15 protein-coding genes, 1 tRNA gene and 1 riboswitch are annotated in these 16,798 nt (G+C 73.7%); of the genes, 15 read left to right on the forward strand and 1 reads right to left on the reverse strand.

Going from position 1 to position 16,798, the window contains the following annotated elements; translation table 11 throughout:
- Window positions 1–251: 251 nt before the first annotated feature.
- The 14 genes from proB (at window position 252) to JOD49_RS18695 (ending at window position 14,601) form a co-directional block, all read left to right on the forward strand.
- Entirely contained in the window at window positions 252–1,394 is a 1,143-nt protein-coding gene (gene proB, locus JOD49_RS18630) for a glutamate 5-kinase (RefSeq protein ID WP_205308481.1), read from the forward strand.
- A gap of 166 nt (window positions 1,395–1,560) precedes the next feature.
- Window positions 1,561–1,672: riboswitch (SAM riboswitch) on the forward strand.
- Window positions 1,673–1,989: 317 nt separating this feature from the next.
- A complete protein-coding gene (locus tag JOD49_RS18635; protein WP_205308482.1) occupies window positions 1,990–3,642 on the forward strand; it encodes an ABC transporter substrate-binding protein in 1,653 nt (550 codons plus the stop codon).
- Window positions 3,643–3,786: 144 nt separating this feature from the next.
- On the forward strand, window positions 3,787–4,737 hold the full coding sequence (locus JOD49_RS18640) for an ABC transporter permease (protein WP_205308483.1): 951 nt from the start codon (window positions 3,787–3,789) through the stop codon (window positions 4,735–4,737).
- Between the two features lie 19 nt (window positions 4,738–4,756).
- Complete coding sequence (locus JOD49_RS18645; RefSeq protein ID WP_205308484.1) at window positions 4,757–5,734, forward strand: ABC transporter permease; 978 nt, start codon at window positions 4,757–4,759, stop codon at window positions 5,732–5,734.
- Window positions 5,731–7,425, forward strand: a complete 1,695-nt coding sequence (locus tag JOD49_RS18650; RefSeq protein ID WP_205308485.1) for a dipeptide ABC transporter ATP-binding protein — start codon at window positions 5,731–5,733, stop codon at window positions 7,423–7,425. The genes JOD49_RS18645 and JOD49_RS18650 overlap by 4 nt, the downstream gene beginning before the upstream one ends.
- On the forward strand, window positions 7,422–8,906 hold the full coding sequence (locus JOD49_RS18655; RefSeq protein ID WP_205308486.1) for an MFS transporter: 1,485 nt from the start codon (window positions 7,422–7,424) through the stop codon (window positions 8,904–8,906). Before JOD49_RS18650 ends, JOD49_RS18655 begins: the two co-directional genes overlap by 4 nt.
- 78 nt (window positions 8,907–8,984) lie before the next feature.
- Window positions 8,985–9,986, forward strand: a complete 1,002-nt coding sequence (locus JOD49_RS18660) for an aldo/keto reductase (protein WP_205308487.1) — start codon at window positions 8,985–8,987, stop codon at window positions 9,984–9,986.
- A 58-nt stretch (window positions 9,987–10,044) separates the two neighbouring features.
- On the forward strand, window positions 10,045–11,394 hold the full coding sequence (locus JOD49_RS18665; RefSeq protein ID WP_205308488.1) for a glutamate-5-semialdehyde dehydrogenase: 1,350 nt from the start codon (window positions 10,045–10,047) through the stop codon (window positions 11,392–11,394).
- A gap of 110 nt (window positions 11,395–11,504) precedes the next feature.
- A complete protein-coding gene (locus tag JOD49_RS18670) occupies window positions 11,505–11,660 on the forward strand; it encodes a hypothetical protein (RefSeq protein ID WP_191788907.1) in 156 nt (51 codons plus the stop codon).
- A gap of 26 nt (window positions 11,661–11,686) precedes the next feature.
- Window positions 11,687–12,292, forward strand: a complete 606-nt coding sequence (nadD, locus tag JOD49_RS18675) for a nicotinate-nucleotide adenylyltransferase (protein ID WP_205308489.1) — start codon at window positions 11,687–11,689, stop codon at window positions 12,290–12,292.
- On the forward strand, window positions 12,289–13,326 hold the full coding sequence (locus JOD49_RS18680; protein ID WP_205308490.1) for a hypothetical protein: 1,038 nt from the start codon (window positions 12,289–12,291) through the stop codon (window positions 13,324–13,326). The genes nadD and JOD49_RS18680 overlap by 4 nt, the downstream gene beginning before the upstream one ends.
- Window positions 13,327–13,355: 29 nt before the next feature.
- Window positions 13,356–13,793: a ribosome silencing factor gene (rsfS, locus tag JOD49_RS18685; RefSeq protein WP_205308491.1), complete on the forward strand. Its 438-nt coding sequence runs from the start codon at window positions 13,356–13,358 to the stop codon at window positions 13,791–13,793.
- Window positions 13,790–14,470, forward strand: coding sequence for a histidine phosphatase family protein (locus tag JOD49_RS18690; protein ID WP_205308492.1), 681 nt, complete (start codon window positions 13,790–13,792; stop codon window positions 14,468–14,470). Before rsfS ends, JOD49_RS18690 begins: the two co-directional genes overlap by 4 nt.
- A gap of 58 nt (window positions 14,471–14,528) precedes the next feature.
- A tRNA-Ala gene (locus tag JOD49_RS18695) sits at window positions 14,529–14,601 on the forward strand.
- A gap of 132 nt (window positions 14,602–14,733) precedes the next feature.
- Here the strand turns inward: JOD49_RS18695 and JOD49_RS18700 are convergent.
- On the reverse strand, window positions 14,734–14,970 hold the full coding sequence (locus JOD49_RS18700; RefSeq protein ID WP_205308493.1) for a hypothetical protein: 237 nt from the start codon (window positions 14,968–14,970) through the stop codon (window positions 14,734–14,736).
- A gap of 263 nt (window positions 14,971–15,233) precedes the next feature.
- Here JOD49_RS18700 and JOD49_RS18705 point away from each other — a divergent pair, with 263 nt between their 5' ends.
- On the forward strand, window positions 15,234–16,796 hold the full coding sequence (locus JOD49_RS18705) for a Re/Si-specific NAD(P)(+) transhydrogenase subunit alpha (RefSeq protein WP_205308494.1): 1,563 nt from the start codon (window positions 15,234–15,236) through the stop codon (window positions 16,794–16,796).
- The last annotated feature ends 2 nt before the right edge of the window (window positions 16,797–16,798 follow it).

Consider the following 16,798-nt stretch of genomic DNA (forward strand, 5'->3'; position numbering starts at 1 on the left):
TGACGACCGGCGGACCACCGGTCCCGCCCACCCCGGACGTCCGCACGCAGGGCGGGTACGACCCTCGGGTCGTGCCCGCCCTGCGGCGTCCCCGGGGGGTGCCGACCCTCCGCCCGGGCGTGACGTCGAGCGGGCGGGGAGCGACGTCGTCGGGCCCGGCGAGCAGGACCGGTGCCCACGCCGTCTCACCGCGGGGTGTCACACGGTGACATGGCGCCCCGTCCCCGCGCCCGGCGCGCGATGATGTCCCGGTGAATGCGCTCTCCGCTCGCTCCCAGGTCGCCACGGCCCACCGGGTCGTCGTCAAGATCGGCTCGTCCTCGCTCACCGGACCCGACGGGCACCTCAGCGTCCCGGCCCTCCACGCGCTCGTCGACGTCATCGCCGCGCGGCACGCCGCGGGTGGACAGGTCGTGCTCGTGACGTCGGGGGCGATCGCTGCGGGGATCGGCCCGCTCGGCCTGAGCGCGCGACCACGCGACCTCGCCACGGCCCAGGCCGCGGCCTCGGTGGGGCAGGGGCTCCTGGTCGCCCGGTACGCGCAGGCGTTCGCCGAGTACGGCATCCGCGTGGGCCAGGTGCTCCTCACGGCCGAGGACACCATCCGCCGGGGGCACTACCGCAACGCCCAGCGCTCGCTCGAACGCCTGCTCGACCTGGGGATCGTGCCCGTCGTCAACGAGAACGACGCGGTCGCGACGGACGAGATCCGCTTCGGGGACAACGACCGCCTCGCGGCCCTGGTCTCGCACCTGGTCCGCGCCGACGCGATGGTCCTGCTGACCGACGTCGACGGCCTGTACGACGGTCCGCCCTCGCGGCCCGGTACCCAGCGCATCCGCGAGGTGCACTCCGCGCTCGACCTCGAGGGCATCGAGGTCACGGGCCGGGGCAGCTCGATCGGGACGGGCGGCATGCTGACCAAGCTCGAGTCGGTGCGCATCGCGACCGGATCGGGCATCCCCGTCGTGCTGACCAAGGCCGCGCACGCCGAGGGCGCGCTCGCGGGGCGCGAGGTCGGGACCTGGTTCGCCGTGACGGGCAAGCGCACCACGCGCCGGCGCCTGTGGCTCGCGCACGCGGCCCGCACTCGCGGACGCCTCGAGCTCGACGCGGGGGCCGTCGCCGCGGTGCTGGCCGGACGTGCGTCGCTGCTGCCCGCGGGGGTCGTCGGGGTCACGGGCGACTTCGACGCGGGCGACCCCGTCGAGCTCGTCGCCCCCGACGGGCGCGTGATCGCGCGCGGCCTCGTGGCCTTCGACTCGAGCGACATCCCCGGCCTCCTGGGACGTTCGACCCACGAGCTGCGCGACAAGCTGGGCGAGGGGTACGACCGCGAGATCGTGCACCGTGACGACCTGGTGCTCGTCGGCCGCAAGCGCAAGGCGTCCTGAGCGGGGTTCGCCGCGCCTGGGCGCCCTGCCGCACGACTCCCTGACGGGGCTCGGCGACCCGTCACGGGTCACCGGGCCCCGTCTCGCACCCCCCTGGCGTCTCACCGTGTGGGACGGCGCTCTCACCCCTTGACTCCTCGCCCTCGGGGGGCTTTCCTGTGCGGCAGGTGAAGAGCGCCAGTGCCAAGACCCGGCTCGCTGGCCAGCAACCCTTCGACGTGACGGGGTGCTCCGGGTGGTACCTGACCGCGACCCGTCGGGCGCGGTAAGCACGCGGTAGGCACACGGAGGAACGGACGATGCGCGCACCCGGCACGGAGCAGGAGCACGACCGCAGGGCGGTCCGCCACCTCGACGGCCCCCGGCTCCTCGTCCCCTGTTGTCGCTGACACCCGGCTGAACCCAGGTCGCACCTGACGCGCGGGCGAGACCCCCGCGTCGACCACGTCCCCACCTTCGCCGTCCCCTGACGGCCCCCACCGCCGCGCACCGTGAGCAGGCGTCGACCCGACGCACCCACGGTCCGTCGGCGACCCCTGCGCGCCGCCGGCCCTGCCGGTCGCGCGGCGCGCACGACCGAAGGAGCACCTCTCGCATGTCCCTCTCGACCAGGCCCACGGGCCCCGGCGGCCGCACGGCCCCGTCCCGCCGCGCACTCGCCGCGGCCTCCCTCGCCACGACGGCGCTCCTGCTCGGGGCGTGCGGCTCCGGTGACGGCGGCGCGGCGGACGGCACGTCCCCCGGCCCGACGGCGGAGCCCGTCCCGGGCGGCAACCTCACCTTCGCGGTCACGGTCGACTCGCACTGCATCGACCCGCAGCAGGTCGGGAACAACGACGCGATCGCCTCGGCCCGTCAGACCGTGGCCTCGCTCACCGCGCAGGACCCCGACACGGGCGAGATCCTGCCCTGGCTCGCCGAGAGCTGGGAGGTCGACGCGGACGCGACGAGCTTCACGTTCACGCTCCGGGAGGGACCGACGTTCGCCGACGGCACGCCGATCGACGCGGCCGCGGTCAAGACGAACTTCGACAAGATCGTCGAGCTGGGCGCAGCGGCCTCGCTCGGCTCGGCCTACCTCGTGGGGTACGAGGGGACCACGGTCGTGGACCCCCGCACCGTGCGGGTCGACTTCTCGGCACCCAGCGCGCAGTTCCTCCAGGCGTCCTCGACCTTCTCGCTCGGGCTGCTCTCGCCCGCGTCGGCCGCGCTGAGCGTCGAGGACCGGTGCGCCGGGAAGTTCGTGGGCTCCGGACCGTTCGCGGTGAGGTCGTACACGTTCGACCAGGAGGTCGTGCTCGAGAAGGTCGCCGGGTACGACTGGGCCTCCGAGGCGGACGACCACACGGGCGAGGCGTACCTCGACACCGTGACCGTGAAGTTCGTGCCCGAGGCCAGCGTGCGCACCGGCAGCCTGCTCTCGGGGCAGATCGACGCGACCGCGGCCATCAGCACGGTCGACCTGCCGCAGTTCGACGGCAACGGTTTCTGGCTCGCGTACCGGGCGAACCCGGGTGTCGTCTTCAACCTCTTCCCCAACGAGTCCCGTCCGCTCGCCGCCGACCCGGCGGTGCGGCAGGCGATCAGCAAGGGCATCGACCGCGAGGAGATCGCCGCGACCCTGCTGACCCCGCAGGACGAGCCCGCGACGAGCGTGCTGTCGCACTCGACCCCGCTGTGGGCCGACGTCTCGGACGACCTGGCGTACGACCCGGACGGCGCAGAGAAGCTCCTCGACGACGCGGGCTGGGTCGAGGGTGCCGACGGCGTGCGGGTCAAGGACGGGCAGCGCCTGTCCACCACGGTCACGTTCTGGCAGGTGGCCGAGCCGCTCGAGCTCGTCCAGCAGCAGCTCGCGAAGATCGGCGTGGACCTCCAGCTCAAGCAGGTCACGGTCGCCGAGTCCACCGAGCTCAAGAAGTCCGGGGACTTCGACTTCGACTACTACAACCTGACGCGCTCGGACCCCGACGTGCTGCGCACGATCTTCTCGGCCAACGCGCGCAACATCAACAAGCGGGCCCCCGAGGAGGTCGACGACCTGCTCGACCGCTCGGCGGCGTCGACCGACCCGGCCGAGCGGCAGGAGCTCGTGACCGAGGCGGCGCGCCTCCTGGTGCAGCAGGGGCACTCGATCCCGGTCTACGAGCTCTCGACGACGATCGCGGCGGCCGACACGGTCCACGGACTGGGCTTCGAGGCGTCGACCCGCCTCGACTTCCACGGCGCCTGGGTCCAGCAGGACTGAGTCCCGCGCGGTCGGGCGGGGCGCGTCGTCGCGCGTCCCGCCCGACCGCCGGCGCACCACCGGGCCACCCGTCCTGACCACCCGCGCGCCACACACCGCACCCCGCACCCGCGCACCGCGCGCCACGACCGAGAGGAGCCGACCATGGGCCGGTACATCGCCCGCCGCCTGGGTCAGGGAGGCTTCGTCCTCTGGGCGGCCTTCACCATCTCGTTCTTCCTGCTCTACGTCCTGCCGAGCGACGCGGCCTCGATCAAGGCGGCAGGAGCCGACGGCGACCTCTCGGACCCCGAGCTCGTCGCGCGCCTGCGCGCCGAGCAAGGGCTCGACCGTCCCGTCCTGGTCCAGTACGCGCACGGCCTCTGGGGTGCGCTGCACCTCGACTTCGGCCGATCGTTCTCGTCGGGCGCGCCCGCCACGAAGCTCCTCGCCGAGGCCCTGCCACCGACGCTCCAGCTCACGGCCCTGGCGCTGGGGATCGCGCTCGTCGGGGGTGCGACGCTCGCGCTCGCGAGCACCTACCCGCGCGCCCGCTGGCTCCGGCACGCGCTCGCGTCGCTGCCGGCCCTGGGCATCTCGTTGCCGACGTTCTGGGTGGGGCTGCTGCTGCTCCAGTGGTTCTCGTTCGAGCTGCGGCTGTTCCCCGCCATGGGGAACGAGGGGTTCGAGAGCCTCGTCCTGCCCGCGTTCACGCTCGCGATCCCCGCGAGCGCCGCGTTCGCACAGGTCCTCTCGCGCAGCCTGCGCCAGTCCCTCGCGGAGCCCTACGTCGAGACGGCCCGGGCCAAGGGGGCGGGGCGGGCCCGCGTGCACTTCGGCCACGCGCTGCGCAACGCGTCGATCCCGGCGCTCACGGTGCTCGGTGTGACGGTCGGTGGGCTCCTCGCCGGTGCCGTCGTGACCGAGACGGTCTTCTCCCGGGCCGGGGTCGGTCGGCTGACGGTGACCGCGGTCGACCAGCAGGACGTGCCCGTGGTCCAGGCCATCGTGGTCTTCTCGGCCGTGGTCTTCGTCGTCGTGACCCTGCTCGTGGATCTGCTCTACCCCGTGCTCGACCCCCGGATCACCACCCGCCAACCCTCCGCCGCGGCGTGAGGGAACGGAGGAGGACACCATGACCGCACGACTCGACACCTATGCCGTCCCGGAGACGTCGTCGCCGGACGCGCCCGCGCCGGGCACGTCCCTCGCCCCGGGGGCGCTCGCGGACCCGGTCCCGCCCGAGACCGCGCGCCGACGCGTCGGGGGCGTGCGTGCGCTGCCCCGCACGTTCGGTCGCGCGGGGCTCGCGGTGCTGCGCCGTCCCGGCCTGCTGCTCGCGGTGCTGTTCCTGCTGCTCGTGGTCGCGTGGGCGCTCGCACCGGGCGTCTTCGCGTCCCAGGACCCGGTCACCGGGGTTCCGGCGGACCGCCTGCAGGCACCGAGCGCCGAGCACCTGTTCGGCACGGACCACCTGGGGCGTGACGTGTACGCCCGGGTGGTGCACGGCTCGTGGCTCTCGCTGAGCGCGACCGTGATCGCGGTCGCGCTGGGGCTGTCGGTCGGCTCGTTGCTCGGTCTGCTCGCGGGGTTCCTGCGCGGCTGGGTCGACGACGTGGTGGGGCGCGTGGTCGACGTGCTGCTCGCGGTGCCGAGCCTGCTCCTCTCGCTCGCGATCATCACGGTGCTGGGGTTCGGCACGGTCAAGGTGGCGATCGCGGTGGGCATCACGACGATCGCGGCGTTCGCCCGCGTGATGCGGGCCGAGGCGCTGCGGACGTCGTCGACGACGTACGTCGAGGCTGCCCGCGCGTCGGGAGTGCGCTGGTACACCGTGCTGCGACGCCACGTCCTGCCCAACTCGGCGGGCCCGGTGGTCGCGCTGACCGCGCTCGAGCTGGGGTCGTCGGTCCTCGCGATCTCGGCCCTGAGCTTCCTGGGGTACGGGGCCGCGCCGCCGACCCCGGAGTGGGGTGCACTGGTGTCCGGCGGGCGCGACTACCTCGCCGCGGCGTGGTGGCTCACGACGCTGCCGGGCCTCGTGATCGTCGCGGTCGTGCTGTCGGCCAACCGTGTCTCCCGCTCGCTCGAGAAGGACGGAGAGGACCGATGAGCGTCCCCGTGCACGACGACGTCCTGCTCGACGTCAAGGACCTGCACGTCGGCTACCGCACGGCGACGGGTGGTGACGCGCCCGCCGTCGACGGGGTCTCGCTCCAGGTCCGTGCGGGCGAGGTCGTGGCGCTGGTGGGCGAGTCGGGGTCCGGCAAGAGCACCACGGCCCACGCGGTCATCAACCTGCTGCCGCGCGGTGGTCGCCGCACGGCGGGCACGATCCGGTTCGCCGGGCGGGATCTCGCCGGGCTGAGCGAGGGCGAGTGGCGCGAGGTGCGCGGGCGCCGGATCGGGCTCGTCCCGCAGGACCCGACCGTCTCGCTCAACCCGGTCCAGCGCGTGGGCGACCAGGTCGCCGAGGTCCTCGTGATCCACGGCCTCGCGCGTCGTCGGGAGGCGCGCGGGCGCGCGGTCGAGCTCCTGGAGAAGGCGGGTCTCGACGACCCGGCGGCTCGCGCCCGGCAGTACCCGTCGCAGCTCTCGGGCGGGATGCGTCAGCGCGTCCTCATCGCGATCGCGATCGCCGCCGGGCCCGACCTCGTGATCGCCGACGAGCCCACGAGCGCGCTCGACGTCACGGTCCAGCGCCGCATCCTCGACCACATCGAGCTGCTGCGCTCGACGCTCGGCACCGCGGTGCTCCTCATCACGCACGACCTGGGGGTGGCCGCCGACCGCGCCGACCGCATCGTGGTCCTGCGGCACGGCCGGGTCGTGGAGGAGGGGCCCGCACGCAGCGTCCTCGCGGACCCGCAGCACCCGTACACGCGTGAGCTCATCGCGGCCGCGCCGAGCCTCGCGAGCGCCCGGCTGGGATCGGAGGGCGCCGTGCGGGCGACGTCGCGGGCGGACGGCCTGCCCGACGGCGGCGCTCGGCCCGCGCCGTCGGCCCCCCTCCTCGAGGCGAGGGGGCTGCGCAAGGAGTTCTCGCTGCCGCGCGGTGCCGCGACGCGGTCCCTCGTCGCCGTCGACGACGTGAGCTTCGACCTGCACGCCGGGCAGACCTTCGCGCTCGTGGGCGAGTCGGGCTCGGGCAAGAGCACGACCGCGCGCCTGGTGCTGCGCCTCGATCAGCCGACGGCCGGTTCCCTGGTGCTCGACGGGACCGACCTCACGGCGGCCCGCGGTGAGGAGCTGCGCAGGCTCCGCCGACGGTTCCAGGTCGTCTACCAGAGTCCGTACGCGTCGCTCGACCCGCGCTTCACGGTCGAGCAGATCGTCGAGGAGCCGCTGCGCGCGTACGCGCTGGGCGACACCCGGGCGCGCCGTGCCCGGGTGCGCGAGCTCGTCGACCAGGTCGCGCTCCCGGCGGCCTCGCTCGGGCGGGGGCCGCGTGAGCTGTCGGGCGGGCAGCGTCAGCGGGTCGCGATCGCGCGCGCCCTGGCGCTGCGTCCCGAGCTCGTGGTCCTCGACGAACCCGTCTCGGCCCTCGACGTCTCGGTCCAGGCGCAGATCCTCGACCTGCTGGTCGCGCTCCAGGCCGAGCACGGGCTGGCCTACCTCTTCATCTCGCACGACCTCGCGGTGGTCCGGCAGGTCGCCGACCACGTGGGCGTGATGCACCGGGGGCGACTCGTCGAGACCGGTACGGCCGACCGGATCCTCCTCGACCCGCACGAGGAGTACACGCGCGAGCTGGTCGCGGCCATCCCGGGGCGTCGCGCGCTCTCCGACGTCGGGACGCCGTGAGCGCTTCCTCGGGTTCCTCGGGTTCCTCGGGCTCGCGCACCGCGCTCCAGACCCGTGTCCTGCTCGTCTGCCTGGCCACGGGGTTCACGACGCTCCTCGACTCCGCGGTCCTCACGGTCGCGGCCCCCGCGCTGCGCGAGGGTCTCGGGGCGAGCACGGCCCAGCTCCAGTGGATCCTCGCGGGCTACTCGTTGACGTTCGGGATCGCGCTGGTACCCGCTGGACGGCTGGGCGACAGGTACGGACGCGCGGGGTTCCTCGTGGCCGGGCTGATCCTGTTCGCCCTGACGAGCGTCGTGGGTGCGAGCGCGCAGGACGCGGACGTGCTGGTCGCGGCCCGCCTGGTCCAAGGGGTGGGGGCGGGCATGGCCAACCCGCAGGTGATCGGGCTGCTCCAGGACCACTTCGCGGGCCCCGCCCGGGCCCGGGCACTCGGGGCCTACGCCTCGACCGGGGCGTTCGCGGCCGTGATCGCACCGCTGGTCGGCGGGGTGGTGCTCGCCGCGGTGGGCCCGACGGGCTGGCGGGTCTCCCTCGTCCTCACGCTCCCGTTCGCGCTCGCCGCCGCGGTGCTCTGCGCGCGCTTCGTGCCGCGTTCCGGGGGGCGTCCCGGAGCGGCGACCGGGCTCGACCCCGTGGGCCTGGTGCTCCTCAGCGTGACGGCGCTCGGCCTGCTCGTGCCGTTCGTCCTGCCCGGCTCGCTCGCTGCTCGTGCCCCGTGGGCGGGCGTGGTCGTCGTGGGTGCGGTGGCTCTCGTCGGGTGGGAACGACGCCACGCCCGCGCGGGCCGCAGCCCGGTGCTCTCGCCCGAGCTGCTCCGGGCGCCGGGGTTCGCGCTCGGCTGCCTCGTGGCGACGTGCACGTTCGGCTCGGCGCTCGGGTTCTCGGCCGTCCTCATGATCTACCTCCAGGAGGGCGCGGGACTCACTCCGTTCGAGGCGGGGCTCGTCACGACCCCGGGGGCCCTCGCGTCCGTCGTCGCGGCGAACCTCTCGTGGCGGCTCGTGCGACGGTTCGGACGGGCCGGCGTGAGCACGGTGATCGCCGCCAAGGTCCCGGTGGCGGTCGCGATGCTCCTGGCCGTGCTGCTCCTGCCGGACCGGTTCATGGTGGTGGGTCTCGTCGTCGGGCAGGTGCTGACGGGGGTCACCGGGGGCCTGAGCATGTCCACCAACCAGGCCCTCACGCTCGACCGTGCGCCCGCCGGGCAGCACGGCGTCGCCGCCGGGATGCTCCAGGTCTCCCAGCGGATCTCCGCGACGGTGTGCATCGCCGGGATGACCGGGGCGTTCGTCGGGGCCGTCGCGACCCGCCCCGACGGGTACGACGCGGCGCTCGCGGGCGTGATCGTGACCACCGGGCTCCTCGCCGTGGCGGCCACGGCGTGCTCGGTGCTCGACGACGTGCTCGCGCGGCGCCGTCGGGCCGCACCGTCGCCTGCCGAGGCCCCTGCGACCGAGGACTCCCTCCAGCCCGTGTGACGCCCGAGCCTTCTCGCCATGTGAGAGAGGAACGGCAAAGGGTTGCCACGCGGGCCCTCGGGTGATCGGGTGCGGGCCATGAGCCTTCCCACCCGCACCCTCGGCGGCGCCGCGCCCGCCGGCCCGCTCGTCGTCTCCGCGATCGGCTTCGGCGGCATGTCCGCGACCGACGCCTACGGTCCGGCCGACGAGCGCGAGGCGACCGACACCCTGCACGCGGCCCTCGACGCGGGAGTCACGCTGTTCGACACGGCCGACGTCTACGGTCACGGTCGCAACGAGCAGCTCCTCGGACGGGTCCTGCGCTCACGGCGCGACGACGTCGTGATCGCGTCCAAGCTGGGCCTGCCGCCCGCCGGCGGTCACCCCGACGGGCGGCCCGTCGACGGGCGCCCCGAGTACGTGCGCCGCGCGATCGACGCGAGCCTGGTCCGCCTCGGTACCGACCGGCTCGACCTCTACTACCTGCACCGCGTGGACCCGCAGGTCCCGGTCGAGGACACGGTCGGTGCGCTCGCCGAGCTCGTCGCGGCGGGCAAGGTGCTGCACCTCGGGCTCTCGGAGGTCTCGGCCGAGACGGTCCGCCGCGCGCACGCGGTGCACCCGGTGACCGCGGTCCAGAGCGAGTACTCGCTGTGGACGCGCGACCCCGAGGACGAGGTGCTGCCCGCGCTCACGGAGCTCGGCGTCGGGTTCGTGCCGTTCTCCCCGCTGGGACGGGGCATCCTCACCGGGACGGTCGAGGCGACCGACGACTTCGCGGCCGACGACGTCCGGCGCTCCCACGCGCGGTACCGCGGCGAGGACTTCGCGCACAACCGGTCCCTCGTCGCGCGCCTCGAGGAGGTCGCGGCGGCCCGCGGGGTCACGACGGCGCAGCTCGCCCTCGCATGGCTTCTCGCCCAGGGACAGCACGTCGTGCCCATCCCCGGGACCAAGCGGCGGGCGTACCTCGAGCAGAACGTGGCCGCCGCGCACGTGCACCTGAGCCCGGACGAGGTCGAGGCGATCGGCGCCCTCTGGGCCCGGGGCGCGGTCCGCGGTCAGCGCCACCCCCAGATGGAGCTGCTCGGCGGATGAGCGCGCCGGTCCACGGACGCCGCAGACAGGCGCGGCCCGTGCGTCGTAGGCTCGTCGCATGACCGCGCTCAGCCCTGCCTCCGACCTCGACCAGCCCGCGACAGTCGTCGCGCGCACCCCTCAGGTGCCCGAGGTACCGGCCCCCACGGTCGCCCGCGACGTCGAGGACACGGCGCGCCGCGCCAAGTCGGCCTCGCGCGCGCTCGCCACGGCGACGCGAGCCACCAAGGACGCCGCGCTGCACGCTCTGGCCGACGCCCTGGTCGCGGCCACCGAGGAGATCGTCGCGGCCAACGCGCAGGACCTCGACCGTGGACGGGAGAACGGCACCTCTGCCGGGCTCCTCGACCGCCTCGCGCTCACGCCCGAGCGGATCGTCGCCATCGCGGACGCGCTGCGCGAGCTCGCGGCGCTGCCGGACCCGGTCGGCGAGGTCGTGCGCGGCTCGACGCTGCCCAACGGCCTGCGCCTGCGCCAGGTGCGCGTGCCCATGGGCGTCGTCGGCATGATCTACGAGGCACGGCCCAACGTGACCGTCGACGCCGCGGGCCTCGCGCTCAAGAGCGGCAACGCCGTGATCCTGCGGGGCGGCTCGGCCGCCGCGAGCTCGAACGAGGTCATCGTCGCCGTCCTGGGCCGCGCCCTCGCGGCCCAGGGGCTGCCCGCGGACCTCGTCCAGTCGATCGACCGGCACGGGCGCCCCGGCGCCGTCGCGCTCATGCACGCGCGCGGCCTCGTCGACGTGCTCGTCCCGCGCGGGGGAGCGGACCTCATCCAGACCGTCGTCCGCGAGTCCACGGTGCCCGTGATCGAGACCGGGGTCGGCAACTGCCACGTGTACGTCGACGCGTCGGCGGACCAGCAGAGCGCGCTCGAGATCCTGCTCAACTCCAAGACGCAGCGCGTCGGGGTCTGCAACGCGGCCGAGACGCTGCTCGTCCACGCGGACGCGGCCGCGCAGTTCCTGCCCTCGGCGCTCGCGGCCCTCGACGGGGCCGGCGTCGTGCTGCACGGAGACCCCCGGACCGCCGAGCTCGCCCCGGACGGCATCGAGATCCTCGCCGCGACCGACGACGACTGGGCGCGCGAGTACCTCGCACCCGAGATCGCGGTGCGCGTCGTGCCGGACCTCGACGCGGCGATCGAGCACATCCGCACCTGGACCTCGGGGCACACCGAGGCGATCGTGACGCGCGACCTGGCCTCCTCGGAGCGGTTCGTCGCCGAGCTCGACTCCGCGGCGATCATGGTCAACGCCTCCACGCGGTTCACGGACGGGGCGCAGTTCGGGCTCGGTGCGGAGATCGGCATCTCGACCCAGAAGCTCCACGCGCGCGGCCCCATGGGGCTCGCCGAGCTCACGACGACCAAGTGGGTCGTGCACGGCGACGGCCACGTGCGTCCCTGATCACATGCTGCTCGACGTCCAGCACGACCGTGAGAGACTGGACGGCGATCAGCGCCCGGCGCAGATCACCTGCTGACCCGCACCACGCTCAGACCTACTAGGAGGACATCGTGCTCGCTGCTGCCGCACAGGTTGCCCAGGAGAACACCGAAGCCGTCACCCACCTCCCGATCCCGCCCGTCGGGTTCGGCATCGTCGCCTTCGGGGTGCTCGTCGGCCTGCTCCTCGTGACCTACGCCTTCCGTAGCGTCGGTACCCGCCACTGACCCGGGCGCTGGTGGATCCTTCGGAGATGACGGCGAGCAAGCGCCCCCGGCTCGGGGTGATGGGTGGCACGTTCGACCCCATCCACCACGGGCACCTCGTCGCTGCGAGCGAGGCCGCGGCCCGCTTCGAGCTCGACGAGGTCATCTTCGTCCCCACCGGAAAGCCCAGCTTCAAGCAGCACCAGAAGGTCACCGCCCCCGAGCACCGTTATCTCATGACGGTCATCGCGACCGCCTCCAACCCACGTTTCACCGTGAGCCGGGTCGACGTCGACCGGCCAGGGCTCACCTACACCGTGGACACGCTGCGCGACCTGCGTGAGCAGCGACCCGAGGCAGACCTCTACTTCATCTCCGGTGCCGACGCGATCGAGCAGATGCTGACCTGGAAGGATGCCGACGACCTCTGGAAGATGGCACACTTCGTGGCGGTCTCCCGTCCGGGACACCGACTCAGCGTCGACAGTCTGCCGTCCGGGGTCGTCTCCACGTTGGAGATCCCCGCGCTCGCGATCTCGTCGACGGACTGTCGGCAACGGGCGGAGGCCGGCCAACCGGTCTGGTACCTGGTGCCGGACGGAGTCGTCCAGTACATCGCGAAGCACGGCCTGTACAGAGGATCAGCATCATGAGTGATCAGCACGGGAGCATGCAGCCCGTCCGCCCCTTGACGCGCCGAGAGATCCGCGAGCGTGAAGCCGCGGCGGCCGAGCAGGCGGCGGGAGCTGCGCCGTCCGCGACGGGCGGCTACGCCCCACCGCCGGTCCAGGCACCCGCCGGCCCGCCGCCTTCGAGACGTTCGATGCGTGACGTGTCGGCCCCGACGCCCACCGACGGGTACTCGCCCCAGGCGCCGGTCGTCCGACCACCGTCGATGACCGGTGGCATGCGCGGCGTCGACGAGACCGGCAGGCTCACGCCGATCCAGGAGACGGCCGAGCGGGTAGCGATCCGCCCCGCGCAGTCCCCGCCCCCCGGGATGAACCCGCCGGTCCGCCAGAGCATGCGGGCCCCGTCGACAGCGCCGTCGCCCTTCGCGACGCCGACGCGCCCGGCGGCCCCGGAGCAGGCGCCCCAGAGCGCGCCCTCACCCTTCCCGTCCGCGCAGCAGTCCTCACCCTTCCCTCCTGCGCAGGCGACGCCCGCGCGGGAGTCGGTGGCGTCGCGGACCCCCGCGCCGGACGCGCCGCGAGCCGCAGCGACCCCGGCCCCCGCCCCTGCGCCGCTGCCGTGGGAGCAGAGCGCCCCGAGCGGGCTCGCGCAGCAGCCCGCGGAGCCCGCGCGCGCTGCGCTCCCGTGGGAGACCCAGTCTCCCGTCACCCCGGCCCAGCCGGCCTCGCCGGCCTCTCCCTTTCCCGGGGCGTCGAGCGACGGCGGACAGGGAACCGACGAGGACTCCCCGTTCCCGGCCGCCGCGGGCGCGCGCCAGAGCCCGACGGCTCGCGGTGCCGAGGGCGACGAGGACGACGAGGTGGACGAGCGGCCCCCGGGGCACGCGTACACCTGGCTGCACTACCTGATCCTCATCGCCGTGGCCTTCGTCCTGGGGCTGCTGATCTGGCAGCTCCTTCTGGGCAAGGGGGCGAGCGTCGCCGAGCCGTTCGCCCCGACCGGCATCGAGGCACTGGCCTCGGGCCCCACGCACCACCACGGCCTGTCCTCCTGACAGGCCCCGAATCAACAACACGGAGAGTCGTGACTGCAACGGAACGCGCTGTCGAGCTTGCGGTGATCGCGGCCCGCGCCGCATCGGACCGCAAGGCCGAAGAGATCATCGCCCTGGACGTCAGTGAGCAGCTCGTGCTCACCGACGTCTTCCTGATCGCCTCGGGAACGAGCGAACGGCAGGTGTCCGCGATCGTGGACGCCGTCGAGGAAGAGCTGCACAAGGTGGGGGTCAAGCCCATCCGCCGCGAGGGCAAGTCGGAGTCGCGCTGGGTCCTGCTGGACTTCGGCGACATCGTCGTGCACGTCCAGCACTCGGAGGACCGGGTCTACTACGCGCTCGAGCGCCTCTGGAAGGACTGCCCGGCCATCGAGCTGCCCGAGGACGCTCGCGGCGGAGACGGCTCCTCGAACGAGGACGCCGGGACCGACGGTGCCATCCACCTCGCGGAGGACCCGCAGGCGTGAGCGCTCGCACCGTCGTCTTCCTGCGTCACGGGCGCACCGAGTACAACGCGGCCATGCGCCTCCAGGGGCAGGTCGACATCCCGCTGGACGCGGTCGGCCACTGGCAGGCCGAGCAGGGGGCCCGGTCGCTCGCGGCCGCGCACGCCGCGACGGTCGTCGTCGCGTCGGACCTGACGCGTGCGGCAGAGACCGCCACGTACTACGGGAAGGCGACGGGCCTGCCCGTCTCGCTCGACGAGCGTCTGCGCGAGCGCGGGTTCGGCGAGTGGGAGGGCATGACGGGCGTCGAGCTCGCCGAGCGCTGGCCCGACGAGTACGCGGCGTGGCGCCGTGGCGAGGAGCCCGCACGTGCGGGCGCCGAGTCACGGGCCGACGTCGCGGCCCGCATGGTCGAGGCCGTGACCGAGCACGCCGATGCCCTGGACGAGAAGGACACGCTCGTGGTCGTCTCGCACGGTGCGGCGATCACGCTCGCGATCACCGCGATGCTCGGGCTGGACCCGTCGGGATGGCGGGGGATCTCCGGGCTGAACAACGTCCACTGGTCCCAGCTCCAGCGCTCGGGCGCCAACGCGCACCCCGCGTGGAGGCTCGTCGCGCACAACGTCGGAGCGGACTTCTCGCTCGACGAGTGGGCGTCTGGACCCGATTGGATTTTCCAGCCGACTTCGGCATAAACTAGCGATGCTTCCGAGGGGGAAAACCTCACGGAAGCACGGGGCCAGCAATGGTTCTGGGGCTGTGGCGCAGCTGGTAGCGCACCTGCATGGCATGCAGGGGGTCAGGGGTTCGAGTCCCCTCAGCTCCACCCGACACGAAGGCCGTCTCCCGCGAGGGAGGCGGCCTTCGTCGTTGTCCGGGGTGGTTTTCGCCCGTCAGGGGGCGAATGTGGCGTACGTCATAGGATGGGCGGGGAAGGTCGGATGCGCGCCCCGACGGGTCACCGCCGTTCGTTGCCCCGACGGTAGTTCCCGGTGGCCCGCGCCAGCAGGTGCTGCGTCCGGTCCTCGTCGGCGGTCTCCAGAGCGGCGATCAGTCGCGCCGCCCGGGCGCCGGAGATCGTCGCGACGAGCCGGCCGCCTCGGTAGGCCAGGACGGTCCCGGACGCCGTGACGCGATGGTCGAACGGGTCCTCGACGAGTCGCCCGCGGGCGTCGGGAGGTCCGGAAGCACTCATGGCGCGACCCTAGCCAGCGGCGCGTGGCAGATGCCAGGTGATTGGCGCCGTCGGGCGGGGGACGGCTGCGGCGCAGGTGAGACGGGCGCTTCCGTCCGAGACGGGTCTCCGCGCCGCCGGCGCACTCGCCCGTCTCGGACCGGACCACCCGTCTCGCCTCCCGGACCGCGATCCGCGTGGACGACATTCGTCCACGATGCGTGCCTTGCGGCGCTTTCTTTGCCGTACCGATACCGTGCAACCATCCGAGCAAGGAGGTCAGCATGCGCATCGGCGTGCCCAGAGAGACCCGTCCCGGCGAGCGGCTCGTCGCCGCGACGCCCCGTACGGTGGCCCAGCTCGTGGGCCTCGGGTACGACGTCGTGGTCGAGCGCGGCGCCGGTGAGCGCGCGAGCTACCCCGACGAGGCGTACTCGGAGGCAGGCGCGAGCCTGGGCGACGCCGCGCAGGCGTGGGGAGCGGACGTCGTCACGGCCGTCAACGCCCCGTCGGCCGAGCAGGTCGCGGCGCTGAGCGAGGGCGCGACCCTGGTCGCCATGCTGGCCCCCGGTGCGAACGAGGCCCTCGTGCAGCAGCTCGCGGACCACGGCGTCACGGCCCTGGCCCTCGACGCCGTGCCGCGCATCTCGCGCGCCCAGTCGCTCGACGTGCTCAGCGCGATGTCGAACGTCGCGGGCTACCGCGCGGTGATCGAGTCGGCCGAGGAGTACGGCGGCATGTTCGCAGGCCAGGTGACCGCGGCGGGCAAGACGGCCCCGGCGACCGTGTTCGTGATCGGTGCGGGCGTCGCGGGTCTCGCAGCGATCGGCACGGCCGCGAGCCTCGGCGCGCAGGTGCGCGCGTTCGACGTGCGTCCCGAGGTCGGCGAGCAGATCGAATCGATGGGTGCCGAGTTCGTCCAGGCCGAGGGCGCACGCCAGGAGGTCAGCACCGACGGCTACGCGAGCGCGCTGACGGCCGAGCAGGAGCGCCTCACCGCGGAGATGTACGCGGCCGAGACGGCGCGCGCCGACATCGTCATCACCACGGCACTCGTGCGGGGTCGCGCGCCGCGCACCATCAGCGCCGAGATGGTCGCCGCGATGCGCCCCGGCAGCGTGATCGTGGACCTCGCGGCCTCGGGCGGCGGGAACTGCGAGCTCACGGTGCCGGGGGAGCGCGTCGTCACCGAGAACGGCGTCGTGATCCTCGGGTACACGGACCTCACGAGCCGCATGCCCAAGCACACGTCGCAGCTCGTGGGCACGAACATCGTCAACCTGCTCAAGCTGCTGACCCCGGGCAACGACGGACAGGTCGTGCTCGACCTGGACGACGAGGTGCTGCGCGGCATGACGGTCGCGCGGGCGGGCGAGGTCCTGTGGCCGCCGCCCCCGGTCGCGGTCTCGGCCGCAGCCCCCGTGGCCCCGGCAGCGCCCGTGGTGGACGAGGCCCAGGCCGCGCTCGACGCGGCGACCGCCCTCGACGACGCCCGACGGCGCGGCACCCGCCGGGCGGTCGGGTACGCCCTGGCCGCAGTCCTGGCAGCGCTCGCCATCACGTTCTCGCCGCCCGCGTTCGTGGGGCACTTCACGGTGTTCGCGCTCGCGGTGGTCGTGGGCTACTACGTCATCTCGAACGTGAGCCACTCGCTGCACACCCCCCTCATGGCCCAGACGAACGCGATCTCCGGGATCATCCTGGTCGGCGCGCTCCTGCAGATCGGCGACTCGAGCTGGGTGGTCACCACGATCGCCTTCGTCGCGGCCGCCCTGGCCTCCGTCAACATCTTCGGTGGGTTCCTCGTGGCCTACCGCATGATCGGCATGTTCCGGAAGGAGGCCTGACC

This window comes from Oerskovia jenensis (assembly GCF_016907235.1).
GTDB classification, from domain to species: Bacteria; Actinomycetota; Actinomycetes; order Actinomycetales; family Cellulomonadaceae; genus Oerskovia; species Oerskovia jenensis.

Excerpts from the sequence above, each read along its gene's own strand:
- JOD49_RS18635 (WP_205308482.1), top strand. The coding sequence starts at position 1,990 with ATGTCCCTCTCGACCAGGCCCACGGGCCCCGGCGGCCGCACGGCCCCG.
- JOD49_RS18640 (WP_205308483.1), top strand. The coding sequence starts at position 3,787 with ATGGGCCGGTACATCGCCCGCCGCCTGGGTCAGGGAGGCTTCGTCCTC.
- JOD49_RS18645 (WP_205308484.1), top strand. The coding sequence starts at position 4,757 with ATGACCGCACGACTCGACACCTATGCCGTCCCGGAGACGTCGTCGCCG.
- JOD49_RS18650 (WP_205308485.1), top strand. The coding sequence starts at position 5,731 with ATGAGCGTCCCCGTGCACGACGACGTCCTGCTCGACGTCAAGGACCTG.
- JOD49_RS18660 (WP_205308487.1), top strand. The coding sequence starts at position 8,985 with ATGAGCCTTCCCACCCGCACCCTCGGCGGCGCCGCGCCCGCCGGCCCG.
- JOD49_RS18665 (WP_205308488.1), top strand. The coding sequence starts at position 10,045 with ATGACCGCGCTCAGCCCTGCCTCCGACCTCGACCAGCCCGCGACAGTC.
- nadD (WP_205308489.1), top strand. The coding sequence starts at position 11,687 with ATGACGGCGAGCAAGCGCCCCCGGCTCGGGGTGATGGGTGGCACGTTC.
- JOD49_RS18680 (WP_205308490.1), top strand. The coding sequence starts at position 12,289 with ATGAGTGATCAGCACGGGAGCATGCAGCCCGTCCGCCCCTTGACGCGC.
- JOD49_RS18700 (WP_205308493.1), bottom strand. The coding sequence starts at position 14,970 with ATGAGTGCTTCCGGACCTCCCGACGCCCGCGGGCGACTCGTCGAGGAC.
- JOD49_RS18705 (WP_205308494.1), top strand. The coding sequence starts at position 15,234 with ATGCGCATCGGCGTGCCCAGAGAGACCCGTCCCGGCGAGCGGCTCGTC.